16 protein-coding genes and 1 riboswitch are annotated in these 17771 nt (G+C 72.5%); of the genes, 5 read left to right on the plus strand and 11 right to left on the minus strand.

Annotated elements, in window-relative coordinates:
- Window positions 1-53: 53 nt before the first annotated feature.
- Together J2S42_RS31525 and J2S42_RS31530 are read right to left on the minus strand one after the other, a co-directional pair.
- The gene (locus J2S42_RS31525; RefSeq protein ID WP_307244994.1) at window positions 54-743 is read right to left on the minus strand and encodes a hypothetical protein; all 690 of its coding nucleotides are present in this window, start codon (window positions 741-743) and stop codon (window positions 54-56) included.
- A 53-nt stretch (window positions 744-796) separates the two neighbouring features.
- Window positions 797-967, minus strand: coding sequence for a hypothetical protein (locus J2S42_RS31530; protein ID WP_307244996.1), 171 nt, complete (start codon window positions 965-967; stop codon window positions 797-799).
- Window positions 968-1060: 93 nt separating this feature from the next.
- Here J2S42_RS31530 and J2S42_RS31535 point away from each other — a divergent pair, with 93 nt between their 5' ends.
- Both J2S42_RS31535 and J2S42_RS31540 read left to right on the plus strand, forming a co-directional pair.
- A complete protein-coding gene (locus J2S42_RS31535) occupies window positions 1061-2245 on the plus strand; it encodes an SfnB family sulfur acquisition oxidoreductase (RefSeq protein WP_307244998.1) in 1185 nt (394 codons plus the stop codon).
- A 26-nt stretch (window positions 2246-2271) separates the two neighbouring features.
- Window positions 2272-3435 (plus strand): LLM class flavin-dependent oxidoreductase, encoded by a 1164-nt coding sequence (locus tag J2S42_RS31540; protein WP_307244999.1) that lies wholly within the window; start codon window positions 2272-2274, stop codon window positions 3433-3435.
- Between the two features lie 45 nt (window positions 3436-3480).
- Here J2S42_RS31540 and J2S42_RS31545 read toward each other — a convergent pair whose 3' ends face one another.
- The 7 genes from J2S42_RS31545 to J2S42_RS31575 form a co-directional block, all read right to left on the minus strand.
- On the minus strand, window positions 3481-5574 hold the full coding sequence (locus J2S42_RS31545) for a sensor histidine kinase (RefSeq protein WP_307245001.1): 2094 nt from the start codon (window positions 5572-5574) through the stop codon (window positions 3481-3483).
- Between the two features lie 189 nt (window positions 5575-5763).
- Window positions 5764-6513 carry a CbtA family protein gene (locus J2S42_RS31550; protein ID WP_307245003.1) on the minus strand — a complete coding sequence of 250 codons (750 nt, stop codon included), beginning with the start codon at window positions 6511-6513 and terminating at the stop codon, window positions 5764-5766.
- Window positions 6513-6722, minus strand: coding sequence for a CbtB domain-containing protein (locus J2S42_RS31555; protein ID WP_307245005.1), 210 nt, complete (start codon window positions 6720-6722; stop codon window positions 6513-6515). Before J2S42_RS31555 ends, J2S42_RS31550 begins: the two co-directional genes overlap by 1 nt.
- Before the next feature lie 33 nt (window positions 6723-6755).
- Window positions 6756-6930, minus strand: a riboswitch (cobalamin riboswitch).
- A gap of 94 nt (window positions 6931-7024) precedes the next feature.
- Window positions 7025-7759 (minus strand): tRNA (guanosine(46)-N7)-methyltransferase TrmB, encoded by a 735-nt coding sequence (trmB, locus tag J2S42_RS31560; RefSeq protein WP_307249147.1) that lies wholly within the window; start codon window positions 7757-7759, stop codon window positions 7025-7027.
- Between the two features lie 140 nt (window positions 7760-7899).
- Window positions 7900-9051: a cellulose binding domain-containing protein gene (locus J2S42_RS31565; RefSeq protein WP_307245007.1), complete on the minus strand. Its 1152-nt coding sequence runs from the start codon at window positions 9049-9051 to the stop codon at window positions 7900-7902.
- Window positions 9052-9192: 141 nt separating this feature from the next.
- Window positions 9193-10206 (minus strand): TolB family protein, encoded by a 1014-nt coding sequence (locus J2S42_RS31570; protein WP_307245009.1) that lies wholly within the window; start codon window positions 10204-10206, stop codon window positions 9193-9195.
- A 431-nt stretch (window positions 10207-10637) separates the two neighbouring features.
- On the minus strand, window positions 10638-11324 hold the full coding sequence (locus J2S42_RS31575) for a hypothetical protein (RefSeq protein WP_307245011.1): 687 nt from the start codon (window positions 11322-11324) through the stop codon (window positions 10638-10640).
- Between the two features lie 208 nt (window positions 11325-11532).
- Between J2S42_RS31575 and J2S42_RS31580 the strand changes: the two genes are divergently transcribed.
- Window positions 11533-12093 carry a DUF4240 domain-containing protein gene (locus J2S42_RS31580; protein WP_307245012.1) on the plus strand — a complete coding sequence of 187 codons (561 nt, stop codon included), beginning with the start codon at window positions 11533-11535 and terminating at the stop codon, window positions 12091-12093.
- A gap of 535 nt (window positions 12094-12628) precedes the next feature.
- Window positions 12629-12802 (plus strand): hypothetical protein, encoded by a 174-nt coding sequence (locus J2S42_RS31585; protein ID WP_307245014.1) that lies wholly within the window; start codon window positions 12629-12631, stop codon window positions 12800-12802.
- Window positions 12803-12830: 28 nt separating this feature from the next.
- On the opposite strand, the gene J2S42_RS31590 is transcribed toward J2S42_RS31585, so the two are convergent.
- The gene (locus J2S42_RS31590) at window positions 12831-15104 is read right to left on the minus strand and encodes a putative bifunctional diguanylate cyclase/phosphodiesterase (protein WP_307245016.1); all 2274 of its coding nucleotides are present in this window, start codon (window positions 15102-15104) and stop codon (window positions 12831-12833) included.
- A complete protein-coding gene (locus J2S42_RS31595; RefSeq protein WP_307245017.1) occupies window positions 15085-15657 on the minus strand; it encodes a hypothetical protein in 573 nt (190 codons plus the stop codon). Before J2S42_RS31595 ends, J2S42_RS31590 begins: the two co-directional genes overlap by 20 nt.
- A gap of 186 nt (window positions 15658-15843) precedes the next feature.
- Between J2S42_RS31595 and J2S42_RS31600 the strand changes: the two genes are divergently transcribed.
- The gene (locus J2S42_RS31600; RefSeq protein WP_307245019.1) at window positions 15844-17715 is read left to right on the plus strand and encodes an IPT/TIG domain-containing protein; all 1872 of its coding nucleotides are present in this window, start codon (window positions 15844-15846) and stop codon (window positions 17713-17715) included.
- Window positions 17716-17771 lie beyond the last annotated feature (56 nt).

A 17771-nucleotide genomic window follows, 5' to 3' on the forward strand; every position in this document is an offset into this window, starting at 1 on the left:
CGGCTCGCCGCGCCGATGCTGCGTGGATCGTCGGCTCCCGCAGGAGCCGAGCGTCACACAGCCGAGAGATTGTTGTCAATGAATGCTTGTCGGTCCGGCGCGGTGGCCAGCTCGGACATCACCCGGGCGAGGTAGGCGGGTTCCACGTCGAGATGTTCGACCGGCACCGGAACCGGCCTGGCGCCGGTCGGTGACAGCGAAACCCGCACGACCGTGCCGGTGTCGATGAACGTCCCGTTTGCGGTCCGCACCGGCGCAGCGGGGTTCAGGTCGCCCCAGAGCATGCGGACCGGCCGCTGGAGGTACCAGGGCCGGATCGTGACGCCTGAGGCATCAAGGATCAGCCGCGGGCGCGGCCGGACGAAGATCGCGACGCCGAGCGCGAGGACGGCGGCGGCCAGCAGTGGTTGGAAGAAGTATCTGTCGTCGATCAGAATCGTGTGCACGGCCAGCCAGGCGCCTAGGATCAGCTGGAGGCCCGGCGTCAGCAGACGGGCCGGTGCGAGCAACGTCCCCGGCTGATCGCCGGCTCGTAGCGTCGCCGGTCGACGCCGCAGCCGTCCTGCTACGAACAGATAGCACGCGATCGGGGCCAGGAAGCTTACGAGCAGGGGCGCAGCGAACAGCACCCAGTCCATCGCCGACCTCGCGACGGTCGGCATGATCGGGGTGGCGGCGAGACGAAGGGCGGCAGCGACCAGCGCGGCCAGCACGGCGAGGATTCGTACCTGACGCTCGGACACGCCCGCATCGTAGGTCGCCTATGCCACCGCGATCGTCAGCAATCCCGCCGCGATCAGCACCCCGCCCACAGCCGGTCCAGGTTGAACCACGCCGTCCGCAGGCTCCGCAGCCCGGCCACCTCGTAGACGACCACCGCCACCACCCCCGCCGCCCCGGCCGCTCGGGCGGCGCGGTCGCGGCGTCGCGGGGCGAGGCGTAGAAGCTCGGGTCGGGTCTCCGCCATGGCCACCTCCAGGTCGGGAGTCAAGCCTAGTATTCATGTAGGAAATATGGGTAAGCTCCGTGCAGATTTCCGGCCGTAGAGTGAGGGTGCCGCATGACCGGGGCGCATGTCATCGCCGACGGGACCGAAGCGCTGGAGGTGGCACGGCGGCTCGCCGCGAAGTTCGCCAAGGAGGCGGCCGCGCGCGACGCCGAGCGCCGGCTGCCCCGCGCCGAGCTGGACCGGCTGTCCGCCGCCGGCCTGCTCGCGATCACGGTCCCGGCCACGCACGGCGGCGCCGACGTCGACGCGGTCACGCTGGCCGAGGTGCTGCGCCTCCTCGCGGCCGCGGACCCGAACATCGCGCAGATCCCGCAGAGCCACTTCGTGTACGTCAACGTGATCCGCGCCCAGGGCACGCCCGCACAGCAGGCGTTCTTCTACCGGGAGCTGCTGGCCGGCAAGCGGTTCGGCAACGCCCAGTCCGAGGCCGGCACCAAGCACGTGCAGGACTACCGCACCCGCCTGCAGCGGACCGGCGACGGTTTCCGGCTGGACGGGACGAAGCACTACAGCACCGGCGCGCTGTTCGCCCACTGGATCCCGGTGCTGGCCCGCGGCGACGACGAGAAGCTGTACGTCGCGTACGTCGCGGAGGACACGCCCGGCCTCACCGTGATCGACGACTGGGACGGCATGGGCCAGCGCACCACGGCCAGCGGCACGGTCCGGCTGGACGGCGTGCACGTGCCCGCGGACCGGGTGCTGCCGCACCACCTGACGTTCACCGGCCCGCAGTTGCACGGCGCGGTCGCCCAGCTGCTGCACGCCGCGATCGACGCCGGTATCGCGGACGGCGCGCTGGCCGAGGCGGTCGAGTTCGTCCGCACGAAGTCCCGGCCGTACTTCGAGAGCGGTTTCGCGCAGGCCTCCGACGACCCGCTGCTCATCCAGCGCTTCGGCGAGCTGGCGATCGAGGTCCGGGCCGCGCACGCGCTGCTCGCCGACGCCGCCCGCACCGTGGACGCAGCCCGCGCCGACCTCACCGACGACAGCGCGGCCGCGGCCTCGGTCGCGGTGGCGACCGCCAAGGCGTACGCGGACCGGGCCGCGCTCACGGTCACGAACGCGCTGTTCGAGGTGTCCGGCACCCGGTCCAGCCGCGACCCGCTCAACCTGCACCGGCACTGGCGCAACGCGCGCACGCACACGCTGCACGACCCGGTCCGCTGGAAGGTCCAGCACATCGGCCGGTACGTGCTCAACGGCACCCGGCCGCCCCGGCACGGGCTGCTCTGACCCGAGCGACACAGGGGAGTTCCACCATGAGCCTCACGTTCCACTGGTTCCTGCCGACCTCCGGCGACAGCCGGGACATCGTCGGCGGCGGGCACGGCGTCGCACCCGGCGGCGCCGCGCAGGCCCGGCCGGCCACCACTGCATACCTGGGCCAGATCGCGCGCTCGGCGGAGCAGCTCGGCTTCGAGGGCGTGCTCACCCCAACCGGTGCGTGGTGCGAGGACGCCTGGATCACCACCGCGATGCTCACCGAGGTCACCGAGCGGCTGAAGTTCCTGGTCGCCTTCCGGCCCGGCCTGCTCTCGCCGACGCTGGCCGCGCACATGGCGACCACCTACCAGCGCCTGTCCCAGGGCCGGGTGCTGCTCAACGTGGTCACCGGCGGGGAGAGCGCGGAGCAGCGCGCGTACGGCGACTTCCTGGACAAGGAGGCGCGGTACGCCCGTACCGACGAGTTCCTGCACGTGGTCCGGTCACTGTGGCGCGGCGAGAGCGTGACGTTCGACGGCGAGCACGTGCGCGTCGAGCGGGCGCGGCTCAACCGGCTGCCCGACCCGGTCCCGCAGGTCTACTTCGGCGGCTCCTCCGCGGCCGCCGGCCCGGTCTCCGCCCGCCACTCCGACGTCTACCTCACCTGGGGTGAACCGCCCGCGCAGGTCGCCCGGAAGCTGGAGTGGATCCGCGGGCTCACCGCCGCCGAGGGCCGCATCCAGCGGTACGGCATCCGCCTGCACACCATCACCCGGGACACCGCCGAGGAGGCGTGGGCCGAGGCCGGCCGTCTGCTGCGCGGCATCTCCGACGCCGAGATCGCGAAGGTCCAGGCCGGCCTGCACCGCAGCGAGTCCGAGGGCCAGCGCCGCATGCTCGCGCTCAACGGCGGCACTCGCGACGGCCTGGAGATCTCCCCGAACCTGTGGGCCGGCGTCGGCCTGATCCGCGGCGGCGCGGGCACGGCGCTGGTCGGCAGCCACACCGAGGTCGCCGACCGGATCGAGGAGTACGCGAACCTCGGCCTCAGCGAGTTCATCCTCTCCGGCTACCCGCACCTGGAGGAGGCCTACTGGTTCGGCGAGGGCGTCCTGCCCATCCTGCGCGAGCGCGGCCTGTGGCAGCACCCGGCCGGCGAGCCCACCCTGCGCGACACCGTGACCGTCCCGTTCACCCCCGAGCCGGTTCGATCCAGCTGACCGCCGTACCCGGCCATGGCTGATCGCGCCGGTTACGGCGTGGTGCTACTCCGTGCTGTTCATCGGGAGGCGGATCTGGAACGCGGTGCCGGAGTCCGGGTTGAGCAGCGCGATCGTGCCGTGGTGGCGTTCGATGATGGCACGGCTGATCGCCAGGCCGAGACCGCTGCCCGGGATCGCCCGGTCGCGCGTTCGGGAGCTGCGGTAGAAGCGGGAGAACAGCCGGTCGCGCTCGTCCGGTGGGATGCCGATCCCGCGGTCCGCCACGACCAGCTCGGCCACGTAGTCGCCGTCCGCGGCGAGCGTGACCGTGACCTCGCCGCCGTCCGGGCTGTACTTGATGCCGTTGCCGATCAGGTTGTCCAGCACGCGCCGCAGCCGCATCCGGTCGCCCGGCAGGACCAGCGACTCGGGTGCGTCCACGCGCAGCGTGATCGAGTCGCCGGTCAGCGAGGCGCGGGCCGCGTCGGCCGCCTCACGGACCACCTCGGCCAGGTCGCACGGGGTGAGCTGCACGGTGGCGTGGCCGGTGTCCAGCGCGGCCAGGTCCAGCAGGTCGTCGATGATGCCGCGGAGCAGCGTGGTGTTGCGGTCGATCACCTCCAGCAGCGCCGGGCCGTCCGCGGTCAGCTGCGCCGGTGTGGCCTCGCGGAGCAGGCTGGTGTACGCGCTGATCGAGGTCAGCGGCGTCCGCATCTCGTGCCCGATCAGCGCGAGATACTCGTCCTTGCTGCGGGCCAGCTGCAGCTCCAGGTCCTCGGCCCGGCGGCGCTCCAGGAACTGGCCGACGTGCGCGGCGATCCCGGCCAGCAGCGCGACCAGCGCGTCCTCCGGGTCCTCGACGACCTCGGCGAAGAACGCGAGCACGCCGAGCGTGTCGTCGCCGGACCGGACCGGGATGGCCAGGGCGGCGTGCAGTTGCGACGTCTCGATCGTGTCCGCGGGCAGCAGCGCCTCACCGTCGGCCAGGTCGCGGATCCAGACCGGCTCGCCGGTCAGCCACGCCTTGCCGGAGATCCCCTGGCCGTACGCGAGCTGATCCGGCACGTGCATCGCGGCCACGCTGCCCGGCGCGCTCCAGTGCGCGGCGGCCCGCAGCACGCCGCCGGGGCCGTCGACCAGCCACAGTTCCGCGTGCGCCCAGCCGAGCGTGCGGACCACGGCCTCGAGCACCCGTGGCCCGGCCTCGGTCGCGCTCGCGGCCTCGGCCAGCGCGGACGCGACCGCCAGCTCACAGTCGCGGAACCGTTCGGTGCGCTTCAGCTCGGTGACGTCCTGGAGCGCGATCACGGCGCCGAGCCGCTCACCGGACGCGTCCGCGATCGGCTGGCCGTCCACCAGCAGCACGCGCGGGCGCTGCATCGGCGAGTCCGCCAGCACCTCCAGCCCGTGCAGTTCCTCACCGGCGAACGCGCGGGACAGCGGCGTGTCGTCCGGCGCCATCGGCCGCCCGTCCGCGTGCCGGAGCCCGAAGTCGAGCGGGTGGCCGCCGGACGCGAACGGCTCCGGCGTACGCCCGGTGAACCGCAGCATCGGCGCGTTGATCAGCACCCGGCGGCCGGCCGCGTCGCAGGCGACCACGCCGTCGTGCAGGTTGTCCAGCACCGCGTCCAGGAAGCGCCGGTGCCGGTCCGCGTTCTCCAGCGCCTCCCGCTCGGCCACGAACGTGCCGCACACCTCGGCCGCGTGCCCGACCACGGACTGCTCCGCCGCGGTCCAGTCGCGCGGCGTGTAGTCGACCACCGCGCAGACGCCGACCACCGCGCCGGTCCGGGACCGGACCGGATAGCCGAGGTAGGCCCGCGCGTCCGCCTGCCGCACCGGCGCGTCCGGCGGTACCCGCGCGTCGTCGAGCACGTCGTGCACGACCAGCGGGCAGCCGGAGTCCAGGATCACCCCGGCGAGCGTGGACGCGGCCGGGATCGCGCCCAGGTCGGCCCAGGCGGCGGGCAGGTGGTAGCCGCCGCTCATCAGCATGCGGCGCCCTTCCAGCAGCTGGACCAGGCCGGTCGGCGCGCCGGTCGCCCGCGCGGCCAGTTCCGCGAGCCGGTCCGCGGCGTCCTGTGAGAGCGAGCGGCGCGAGACGTGCACCCAGTCCGCGTCCGTGCCGGTCACGGCGGTGCTGCCCGTCGTCGCCACCGGCCCGTTCCTCTCGTCGCGCCTGCTCTTCTCCTGTCAGGTTAAAGCGGCGAGCTGCCTCAAAACCGGCAAATCACGGACCGGCGCGTACGACGTCCGCGCCCCACCGCCCGATTCCGCACCGCTCGGCGCCATGCCGGAGCGGCACGCACGGCCGCCGCCCGGAGCAGCGGGCGGCGGCCTGGTGGGTCAAGCCGCGGTCGCGGCCACGTCCGGGCGGACCGCCCTCGGCGACCGTGGAGTGAGCAGCAGGCCCAGCGTGGCGCCCATCGTCGCCCACATCGCGGCCAGCTCGGCCAGCGACGCGACCCGGAAGTCCCAGATCAGCTGCGGCGGCACGTCCGCCGGGAGCTCTCCGCCGGTGGCCGGCCAGATCAGCATGAGCACCGTGTAGCCGGCGATCCCGGTCAGCACGCCGGCGGTCACCGCGAGTGGCGCCGACTGCCCGCGGGCCACCAGCACCTGCCGGACCAGCACGGCCAGCCAGGAGATCGCCGCCGCGGCCGCGATCAGTGACAGGTACTGCGCGGTGCGTGCGCCCACCGTGTCCGGGTCGCCGACCGCGGGCGGGTTCGCCGGGTACTTCAGCGCCGGGACCAGTGCGAACGACACGAACCCGAGGAACGCCAGCAGCGTCGCCCGGCCGAAGTCGGTGCGCCCGGGCAGCCGGTGCCGCACCCGCGCGAACACCACGGCCAGCACCAGCGCGAGGCAGACCGCGACCGCGAGCGCGGCCACCATGCCGCCGGCGATCTGCGTGGCGCGGCCGACGAGCGCCTCCTCCGCGGGCTCACCCGCGGTGCGCGCCTCCTCCACGGCGAGCGCGCGCTCGATGACCGGCTCGACGACGACGAAGGCGACCAGCGAGGCGGCCACCCCGGCCGCGACGCCGGCGAGCGCGCCCCGCCGCAGCACGCCGCCCAGCGTGACCGCGCCCATCAGTGACACGGAACGCCGAGCGCGTGCCGGCCGTCGTGGGTGAACTCGTGCAGGTACTCCGCGACCGCGCCGGTCGTGACCAGCCCGTTCTCCTGCAGCAGCAGGTAGAACACGACGAGCGCGACGACGGCCAGCAGCCAGGCGAGCAGCGGCACCCGGATCGGGGCGACGGCGGGGTCGACGGCCGGTGCGGAAACGTGGGACGGCATGATGAATGATCCTCTCGTCCATGCCTCGTGGCGATGTGATGCGTCGCCATGGCCGGTCTCCTGGCTCCCGGATCATCACGCCCGCCCCGGCCTTCCCAGACCCGCGAGGATCCGGTGGCGAGGGTGGAGCGGGCACTCCCCGGTCACAGTGGCGAGGACCGCGCCGGAATCACACCGGCTTCCCGAGCACCATGGCCCGCGCAGCGTACCGCCGCCCGAATTCCGCGGACAAGAGCTGGTGATCGATGCCCCACATGATCGAGGCGCCGTGCACAGCGTGCACGGCGCCTCGATGACCGGCTCTAGACCTGCTCGTCCTCGGTGGGGGAGCGGTGGAAGATCACGTCGTAGATGCGGCGGTGGGCCGCGATGCCACGGCGCTCGAACTTCGTCATCGGACGGTGCTCCGGCCGCGGCGCGAACCGGTCGAACGCGTTGGTCAGGCCCGGTTCCGCGGTCAGCGTCTCCAGCATGGCCTCCGCGTACTCCGCCCAGTCGGTGGCGCAGTGCAGCGTGCCGCCCGGGCGCAGCCGCGAGCGGAGCAGCCCGACGTGCGCGGGCTGGATCAGCCGGCGCTTGTGGTGCCGCGCCTTCGGCCACGGGTCCGGGAAGAAGACGTGGATCGCGTCCAGCGAGCCGGGCGCGAGCTGGTGACCGACCAGCGTCAGCGCGTCGCCGAGCGCGACCCGCACGTTCGTTAGGCCGCGGCGCTCGCTCATGCTCAGCAGGTTGCCGACGCCGGGCGTGTGCACCTCGACCGCCAGGTAATCGCGCTCCGGGTCGGCCGCGGCCATCGCCACGGTCGCCTCACCCATGCCGGAACCGATCTCCAGCACCGTGGGCGCCTCGCGGCCGAAGAGCGCGGCGAGGTCGAGCGGCAGCGCCGTGGCCGGGTCGAGCGGCACGTCGACGCCGTGGCTCTCCCACAGCCGCTCCATCGCGTCGTGGTGCTTCGGACTCATCCGCCCCCGGCGGGGATGGAACGTCCGCACCCGGGCGGGAGGCAGCGCGTTGATCTGATCGGCCAGCGCCTCCATGTCCGCGGACAGCTGGAGCGCTTCGTCAAGATCAGTGTTCGTCTCGATACTCATCAGACCCAAGACAATACCCAGCGGGTACGACAGAAGCGCAGCTCCCGCCGTACCCGTGCTGGGGTTTAGTGGTTGTTTGCGGGTGTTTATCCGAAAGTGCAGGTAGTGGCAGGAGTCGGATTACTCCCCGTCCACGACGCGATGAACCCGGCCGTGGTGGAGGCGCCCGGCGCGAGCACGCCGTTCCAGGACGCGTTGCTCACCGTGACATCGACACCCGATTGGGTGACATTCCCACCCCACGCCTGCGACACGGTCTGCCCGGCGCCGAACGCGAACCGCGCGGTCCACGACCGGCTGGCCGCGCTACCGCCGTTGGCGATCACCACCTCGCCCTGGAAGCCGCCCTGCCACTGACCGACGATCGTGTACGTGGCGGTGCAGCCCCCGCCGGAGCCGCCGGTGGGCGTGGGGCTGCCGGTCGGTCCGGGCGTCGGGCCGGCCGTCGGCGACGGGCTGCCGGTGCCGGTCGGCGTCGGCGTGGGCTGGGTGCCGTTGATGGCCGCGACCAGCGGCGCATACCACCTGTTCGCGATCTTCGCGTCGCCGGCCGCGTTCGGGTGCACGCCGTCGCCGGTGTCGGTCGCCGGTACGAAACCGGTCCACTGATCCACCACCGTGATCGGCGACGCGGCCGTGCTCCTCGACGCGGCCCACGCCGGGATCGCCGCGTTGAACGCCACGGTCCGCGCCGCGCACTCGGTGCAGCTCGGCGGGTCAACCGGGATGATCTGCGCGACCAGGATGCGCATGCCGGGATTACCGGCACGCATCTGGTCGACCAGCGTGGAGAACGCGGCCAGGATCGTGGCCGGTGCGATGTTGCTCCACACGTCGTTCGTGCCGAGGTGCATCATCACGACGTCCGGGTCGGTCGCGGCCAGCCAGCCCGGCAGCAGCGACTGGCCGGCGATGTTCGTGGCCAGGTAGCCGCCGTGGCCCTCGTTCTCGCCGTCGTAGGCGAAGCCGCAGCCCTGCGGCGGCAGCGTGCCCACGAAGTCGGTGTTCGTGACGCCGGCGGCCTGCAGCTTCTGCCAGAGCAGCGCGCGCCAGCAGCCGGGCGAGCCGGTGATCGAGTCGCCCAGCGCCATGATCCGTACCGGATCGGCCTGGGCCTCGAGGTCGTTGCCGGCCAGCGCGGGCCGGATGGTGATCAGCGCGAGGACGACCGCGGTGATCGTCACGATGGTGGCGAGGATGCCGGGAAGACGGGGGCGCCGTCGGCGGTTCACGGGCATGATTCATCTCCGAACGGGTTCGCTGCGGTGGAGAACTGCAGCGTGGCGAGGCTCCCGGCCGGCTGGTGAGGGGGAGGCTCTGCCCTGCCTCCCGCGCGGCGGGCCCGTACGGCTCCGCGGCTATCTTAGGTCAAAGTTCGTCTATGGACGGGGCTCCGGCTGCGATCCCTGGCGCAGCGCGGTCCGCGTGCTGCCGGACGTGTCCAGCTGGAAGATCCACGAGCGTCCGTCGCGCTCCCCGGTGAGGTACGCGGTGCGCGCGGTCCGGTAGCTCAGCTCCCGGTCACCGGGCACGCCGAGGGTGCGCTTGGCGCCGGTCGCCGGGTCGTACTCGATCACGGTCAACTTTGCGGACGTGCTCGCGGTCCAGGTCAGGCGTGCCCCGTCCGGCCGCCACGACGGCACGGTCGCGGACCCGCTCTTCTGGCCCCCACCGCCGAACGTGGCCACCGCGCGCTCACCCGCGTCCGCCACGGTCCCGATCGTCAGGCACGCGTCGTAGATCGACTCGCACATCCCGCCCCGGAAGGCGATCCGCTTGCCGTCCGGCGCCCAGGAGACCGTGTCGTCCACCGCGATCCGCTCACTCAGCGTGCCGCCGCGGGCGGGCTCCGGCTTCTCCGCTGGCAGCGGCTGCCCCTTGCACTCCGCCGGGAACAGCACCTCCGGCGTGGTCTTCCCGCTGGTCGCGACCCGGTAGACGACCGGACCGCCGGTGCACCCGGGCGCCGCGAACGCCAGCCACTTCCCGTCCGGCGACCAGTCCGCACCGCCGGACGCGTGCGCACCCAGATCGCGCCGCCCGCTGCCGTCCGCGTTCATGACCCAGATGCGGTTCTTCAACAGGTACGCGATGCGCTTGCCGTCCGGCGACCACCGCGGCCGCGCCGCGCCCCCACCGGTGGTGAGCCGCTTCTCCACGGCTCCCCGCAGCAGCATGACGTTCCCGTCCCGCACGAACACCAGCTCGTGCCCGGCCGCCTTGACGTTGACGGCTGCCTTGACGTTGACGGCCGCCTTGCCCGCGGCCGGTGCGGGCTGCGCGTGGGCGACGGCGGGCAGTGCGGTCAGAGCCGCGATCGAGAGTGCGGCCGTGAATCCGGCCCGGCCGGCCCTGCGTGCGGCGTGCCGGCAACGGCTGATGGTCCTGCGCATCACGGTCCCCCGAGCTCGTGATTCCGCGATCCTGCGGCGATCGCTGCCGTGCTTCACGGGACACGATCGTCGCAACCGAACGGCACCTGAGTGCTTCCCGGTCAGCACCTTAGACGGCTTCGCCCGCAAAAACCGGATTTACCGCAAATCGGGCGCGTCCGAGTGACGCGCGGCCCGGCAACCCGCAGCAAGCGGGCCGCCGGGCCGCGCGGTCGGCGGGCTCGTTCAGCCGGCGATGCCGTTCAGCCGGCGATGCCGGCCACGTGACAGGGTCGGCCAGGTGGCGCGATGTCGGCCAGGTGGCGCGATGTCGGCCAGGTGGCGCGATGTCGGCCAGGTGGCGCGATGTCGGCCAGACGGCCGGGGCGGCCAGCTGGCAGGGGGCGGGTGGCGGGGTCGGTCAGGCGGCGGGGGTGGTCGGGCCGGAGTGGTCAGGCAGCGGTGGACCACATCGCGGCGAACGCGGCGGCCTCGCCGGTGAGCCAGCGGTGGATGTCGGCGGGCTTGGTGGCCGGGTTGGCGCGGAAGACGTCGCCGCGGCGCACGTCGACCAGCACCGGCTCCGCGTGCGGCAGGATCTGGTCCATGTGGGCGGCCATCAGGTGCAGCGTGGCCACCACGGCCTCGTCACCGGGCGGCGCCTCGTCGAAGTGCAGGCGGACGGCCTCGGCGCGGCCCCCCTCGTACCGCAGGCCGAGGTGGGGGTTGATCTTGACGGGCAGTCCGCCGATCACCGCGAGCGCGTCCCGCGTCTGTGCGAGCCACACCTTGTCCAGGTCGCCGAGCGTCTCCACGTAACGCGTCGCACCCGCGGCCGACACCTCGTAGAGCGGTTGCCAGCGCGGCTTGACCGCCTTGACCACGGCCGCGAGATGCGTGCCCGGCGTGCGGAACTGGATGTCGGCCTTGAGCGCCTTGACGAGCTGACCGTGTGGGTTGAAGCCCGATTTGGCCTGCCGCGCCCGGCGGAGCCCGCTGACGAAGGAGGCCTTTTTCGGCCCGGTCCGGCCGACGTAGCGGGTGAACGAGAGCATCGTCGCGTACGGCGTGAGATCGGTCTCGAGAGTGGGCACGGTTGAAGATCCTCCCTGGTGGGGTGGTGTCTTTCGAACACACATACTAATCGACGGGTACGACATTTCCCACCCGCGGTGGCCGTACGGTGATGTCCCGTCCGTCGATAGATGGCCAGTCCGCTCGAAGTTGGCCATCGGCGTGGCCGCGTCCGCTTGAAGGTGGCCACTGACGCGGTGCCTGTTGGAGCCCCGCGCTTCCGGGGTGTCGGCGGCGAAGCTTACGATCATGCGCTCGGGGACGGGGGCAGACATGGACATCGACGGGTTTTGGGCGATCATCGAAGGCTCGGGGCGGGGTACCGAGCCCGTCGAGCGGGGAAAGTGGATCGAGAGGGCGCTGGCCGGGCTGAGCGTGGAGGATCTGGTCGACTTCCAGGATCACCTCGACGAGCAGATGAGCCGGGTATGCGGCGACTTGATGGGCGAGGCTGCCACCTTGATCCTGTGCGGCTGCGGCGACGACAGTTTCTGTCGGTTCCAAGCGTGGCTTGTCGGTCTGGGGCGGGAGACCCTGGACCGGGTGGCCGACGACCCGGACCTGCTCGCTGACGAGCCCGAGGTGCGACGGCTGGCTGAACGGCATCCGCGAGACTGGACGAACGAGGAGTACCCCTGGTTCGAGGAACTCGAGTTCGTCGCCGTTCACGAATACGAGCGGCGTGAACTCGATACGGACAGCATCTACGACGCACTCAGGGCCCGCGATGACGCAGACACCACGCCACGCCGAGACCGCGAGGCGGACGACCGCGACCCGGATGAGGCGCTGCCCAGGCTGACCGCCATGTTCGGGGGCCGGATGTGGGATTGACCCGGCTGTTGTCGGCACTCACTGACATCAACCAACCTGTCGGCAGTGGTCGGGGTATCGCGTCCCAGCCGTTCTAGCTGTTCCGGGACGAACAGGGTCGCCCCCGATCGCACGCTCCCGACTATTTCGCTCGTCTGATCGATGGCAGCGCGGTCGTGGTCGACTGCCGTCCCGCGAATCGGACAAGCCACGCGACGCTGCGGCTGTCGCGGCGACTCAGCGAGCCCGTGAGCTGGTCGGATGGGGATATCGGCTCACCGGCGAGCCTAATCCGGTTCTGAGAACCAACGTGCGATGGCCGGCAGGATATCGACATCCGCGTTACCGCGTTCCCGGCGTCTTCGCGGGGCCGCTCGCCGATACCTCGGAGCTATCCCTGGCCACGCTGCCAGTCTGTGACGCAACATCGCATCGAGCGCGATGACCGCCTCGGTCCGGTCCGGGTGGCGCCCGAGATCGAATGCCGTCCGCCCCGGCGTCGTCACCGGCACCCCCGCTCAGCACGACCATGTCCTCGGCCGGCAGCGTCGCGTGCGTGATCGTCAGTCTCGGCGACCCGCGGAGCCGGCTCGCGGGTGGAATCGTCACGTGCGCCGGCGGCCTCCCGAGCGGCAGCAGGTCCACCTTCCACAGCCAGGCCGCGGACACGCCACTGATCGCGCTCCCCGGCGGTACGAGCAGCGACGCCGCCTCGCACCACGCCCGATGACCTACGTCGCCGCCGCCGGCCGCACAACTCAGGACGCCGCCGCAGCGCGTTCCTCGGCGAGGACCTTGGAGAGTTCCTCCGGCGGGATCGGGCTGGAGAAGAAGAAGCCCTGGCCGAACGCGCACTGCAACCCTCGCAACCGGTCCAGCTGGTCGGGCGTCTCCACCCCTTCGGCGATCTGCGAGATCCCGAGCGTCTCCGCCAGGTTGACCAGTGCCTGCGTGACCGCCGAACTCGTCGAGTCGTCCCCGAGCCGCTGTACGAACGAGCGATCGATCTTGATCGCGTGGATCGGCAGGTTCTGCAGGTAACTGAGCGACGCGTACCCCGTGCCGAAGTCGTCCAGCGCCACCCGCACCCCCATCTCCGCCAGCTCGGTCAGTGTCACCGCGGCCCCCGCGAGGTCGTGCAGCAGCGACGTCTCGGTCAGCTCGAGCAGCAGCCGTTCCGCCGGCAGCCCGGACGCGAACAGCGCCTCCCGCACGTCGTGCACCAGCCGCCCGGACAGCACGTGCCCGGCCGTCACGTTGACGCTGACCGAGAACCCGCTCTCGCCCTGCCATTCGCACGCCTGCCGCGCCGCCTGGTGCAGCACCCAGCGGTCGATCTCCGGCAGCAGCCCGTTCGCCTCCGCCGCCGGCAGGAACATGGCCGGTGGGAGCAGTCCGCGCTGCGGGTGCTGCCAGCGCAGCAGTGCCTCCGCGCCGGTGACCCGGCCCGATTCCAGGTCCACCACCGGCTGGTAGTGGATCTTCAACTCGCCGCGGACCAGCGCGTTGCGCAGCTCGCCGTCCAGTTCGAGCCGGTTGAGCGACTCCGTGATCAGCGCGTCGTCGGCGAACCGGTAGCGGCCCTTGCCGTCCGCCTTCGCCGCGTAGAGCGCCAGGTCCGCGTCCCGCAGCATGCGGCCCGGGTCGTCCGGGTAGGCGTCGGCGCCGAGCGTGATCCCGATGCTGGCGCCGACCGCGGCGTCGCCGTTGGGCACGCGTACCGGCCTGGTCAGGTCGGCCAGCAGGCGTTCCGCGAGGCCGGCCGCGGCGGTCGCGTCCGCGTCCGCGAGCAGCACCGCGAACTCGTCGCCGCCGAGCCGCGCGACCGTGTCGCCGGTCCGGGTGAGCGCGGCGAGCCGGGCGGAGATCTCCATCAGCAACGTGTCGCCGGCGCCGTGCCCGAGCGTGTCGTTGACCGCCTTGAACCCGTCCAGGTCGACCATGAGCAGCGCCGGGTTCCCGGCCGCGCCGGGCATCAGCGCGGCCGCGAGCCGTTCGGCGAACACCGACCGGTTCGCCAGCCCGGTCAGCGGGTCGTGCGCGGCCTGGTGCGCGAGGCGCTGCCGCTGCTCGGTGAGTTCCGCGGTCAGCCGCGCGGTCATCCACAGGCTCAGCCCCTGCCGGGCCAGGATCGCGATCACCATCAGCCCGGCCAGCGCGAACACCATCAGATCGAGGTCGCGGGTACCGATCACGTGCACCGCGCTGATGACCAGACCGGTGACGGCCGGGAAGTACGGCATCAGCCAGCCGCCGACCAGTGGCCGCGGCGTCCAGGCCGTGCCGGTGCCCGCGCCGAGCGGCAGCCGGGTGGTGCCCGCGATCAGCAGGATCACCAGCAGTATCAGGCCGTCGAGGTACCGGTCGGTGGGCAGTGACGTGTTCATCGTCAGGTACGTGCCGGCCAGGTTGTACAGCGCGGCCAGCGCCATCGCGCCGCTGAGCACGCCGAGCGCGGGCTGTCCCTGCGCGCCGGAGAACAGCAGCAGCGCCACGGCCAGCACCGCGAGCGAGCCGACCGTGTACGAGATGCTGACCCACTGGAAGTCACCGCGGGGCCGCAGCGCCGGTTCGACCGCGAGGATCCAGCCCGGCAGCAGCAGCGCGGTGCTGATCTGCACGCCGTCCAGCGTCATCCGCAGCTTGCCGGCCCAGCCGTCCGGCGCGGTCGGCAGCATCAGCAGCGCGATCAGCGCGCAGCCGAACGTGATCAGCGTGGGCAGCGCGATCAGCGTGCCCGGCACCAGGTCCCGCCCGGTGATCTCGTTCGCGAGCATCACCAGGTTGGCGCCGCACCACAGCACCAGGCCGAGGCCGGCGATCGCCCACATCCAGAACCGGCCGTACCGGCGGGTGGCGGCGGCGCGCAGGTAGGCGACGACGGCATAGCCGAGCGCGCCGCACAGCGCGGCCTGGCTGATCGTGGTGGCCCAGGCGGACGGCCAGGCCAGCAGCAGTGTTTGGACGAACGCGGCGACGGCCACGGCCGTGACCGTGAACCGCGCACCGGGCCTATTGAGCAGCGACGTCACCGGAGCGCGCCTCCCAGACGAAGTCGACCTGTGCCGGCGTGGGCGTGGCCGCCTCCGCCTCGTACATGAAGCCGTACGGGTGCGACGTCTCGGCACCGGCCGGCCGCCAGGTGCCGACGCCGGTGCCGTACGCGGTCCGGGTCGCCGCGAAGTCCGCGACCGTGCCGGAGTAGACCGTGACCGCCTCGCCGAACGCGGTGCACGACGGCCCACTGCCCGCGGTGATGGTCAGCCGCACCTGGGCGTCGGCAGGGTCGTAGTTCGCGCCGTACAGCCGGACCGCCGCGCCGGCGTCGCCGGTGTAGTGCACGGTCGCGCAGTGCTCCCGGTCCGCGCCGGGCGTCATGCCGGTGATCTCCAGCCGGGCCGCGCCGGCCTGCCGCGCGGTGACCGAGACCGCGCCGCGCTGCCAGGCCGCGACCGGCTCCGGCATCGAGGACACGTGTCCGTGCCAGACCAGCCCGCCGGTGGCCAGCAGCCCGAGCACGAGCGTCGCGCCGATCAGGTTGAGCCGGGCACTGCCCTCGCTGCTGCCGGCCTCGGTCCGGGCCATCGTCGGTACTCCTCGCCGCCACCGGCGCGGCGGGGGAGGGCCGCGCTCGGCAGGTTGTATCGGCGTTGCGGACCGGTACCTGAGCGGTGCCGGAATCCCTCAGCTCGCCGGTGAGCGGGCCGAAGTTGCGGCCAGCCCGGCCCCCCGTGCCGTCGATCGGGGCCGGCCCCCGGAAGGAGCACGTGCATGCGCATCACTCGAAGGGCACTGCTGTTACTCACGGTGGCACTCGGCGTCACGGCCGTCCCGGTACCGGCGTCCGCCGCCACGGCCGGGACGCAGCGGCTCCCGCACGTGGCCGGCGGGTACGTGCAGAGCCCGCACCTGAAGAAGGCCGCGGCCCGCGCGAACGCGGCGGACCTGCCGGTCAGCGTCGACCTGCGCGGGTACGCACCGTCCCCGGGCGACCAGGGCCAGGTCGGCTCGTGCGTCTCCTGGTCGATCGCCTACCAGATCATGGGTTACTACGCACAGCGCCAGGGCGGTGCCGGTGCGCCGTACGCGCCGCTCTTCCTCTACATGCGCACGGTCGCGGCCGGCGGCGCCCCGAGCGCCGGCACGAACCCGGACTACGCGCTGTCCCGCGCGCAGGCCGGTGGAGTGGACACGCAGGCGCACTACTGGCAGGGCACGACCGGCTGGCAGACGCCGCCGACCGCGGACCAGATCGCGAACGCGGAGAACTACCGGATCACCGGCTGGCAGCGGCTCTGGGTCGGCCCGAACCAGGGCGTGAACGCGCAGGCGATGGTCAAGGCGGCGCTCGCCTCCGGCCAGCCGGTCGCGCTCGGCTTCCCGGTCTTCAAGGACTTCATGTACCTGCGGAGCCACACCAACTACACCACCACCAGCGGTACGAACCTGGGCGGCCACATGGTCGCGGCGCTCGGCTACGACGCGGCCGGTGTGTGGATCCGCAACTCCTGGGGCACCGGCTGGGGCAACGCCGGTGACGCGCACCTGTCCTGGTCGTTCGTGCAGTCCGCGGTGAACGGCGCCTACACGGTCAGCGGCATCGACACCCCGGCCGCCGAGGCCGAGCTGGCGCCGGCCGTGGCGTCGCTGTCCGCGAAGAGCGGCCCGGCCGCGGGCGGCAGCGCCGTCACCATCACCGGCTCCGGGCTGGCCACCGCGACCGGGGTCCGGTTCGGTGACGCGTCCGCGGCGTTCTCGGCCACCACCTCGGGTGGCGTGACGAAGCTGGTCGCGACCGCACCGGCCGGCACGTCCGGGTCCACGGTGGACGTCACCGTCACCAACGGCGCCGGGACCAGCGCGGCCGGCACCGGCACGAAGTTCACCTACACGCCGAACGGGCCGGCCGTCACCGCGATCTCACCGTCCTCGGCCGTGCTCTACGGCGGCACCACGGTCACGCTGACCGGCACCGATCTGACCGGCGTCAAGTCGGTCACCGTCGGCACCCGGACCGTCGGCTTCAAAGCGGTCCCGGGTGGCGTCTCGCTCACGTTCGTCACGCCGGCGCTGGCCGCGGGCAGCTACCCGGTGACGGTCACCACGGCGTACGGCAAGAGCACCCCGGTCACGCTCATCGTCACGCCGCCGGGCGTGCCGTCCGTCGCCGTGGCGTCGGCCACCGGGTCCACGGTCAAGGCCACGCCGCTCGTCATCGCCGGCACGAACCTGCTGAAGGCGACCATGACGCTGGGCGGGAAGACGGTCGGCGGCAGCGTCACCGACACGAAGATCACGCTGACGCTGCCGGCCCGCCCGGCCGGTGACCTGCCGCTGGTGATCAAGACGCCGGGCGGCACCACCACGGTCACGGTCACCTACGTGGCGCCGCCCCGGCCGGTTCTCGCGCAGCTGAGCGTGACCAGCGGCCCGGCGGGCAAGGCCAACTCGGTGATCATCACGGGTACGTCACTGGGCGACCTGACCGCGCTCACGGTCGCTGGCACACGGGTGGGGTTCACGAAGGTCTCCGCCACGCAGATCAAGGCGACGTTGCCGGCCCGGGCCGCGGGCGTCTACGAGGTGCGGGTGACCGGGCCGGGCGGCGTCAGCGACGCGCTGTCCTTCACCTACACGAAGTGACCTGCCTGACGAGGGTGAGGTAGCGAAGCGGGGCCGTGCCACGGATGGCACGGCCC

The sequence above is a fragment of the Catenuloplanes indicus genome (assembly GCF_030813715.1).
Classification (GTDB): domain Bacteria; phylum Actinomycetota; class Actinomycetes; order Mycobacteriales; family Micromonosporaceae; genus Catenuloplanes; species Catenuloplanes indicus.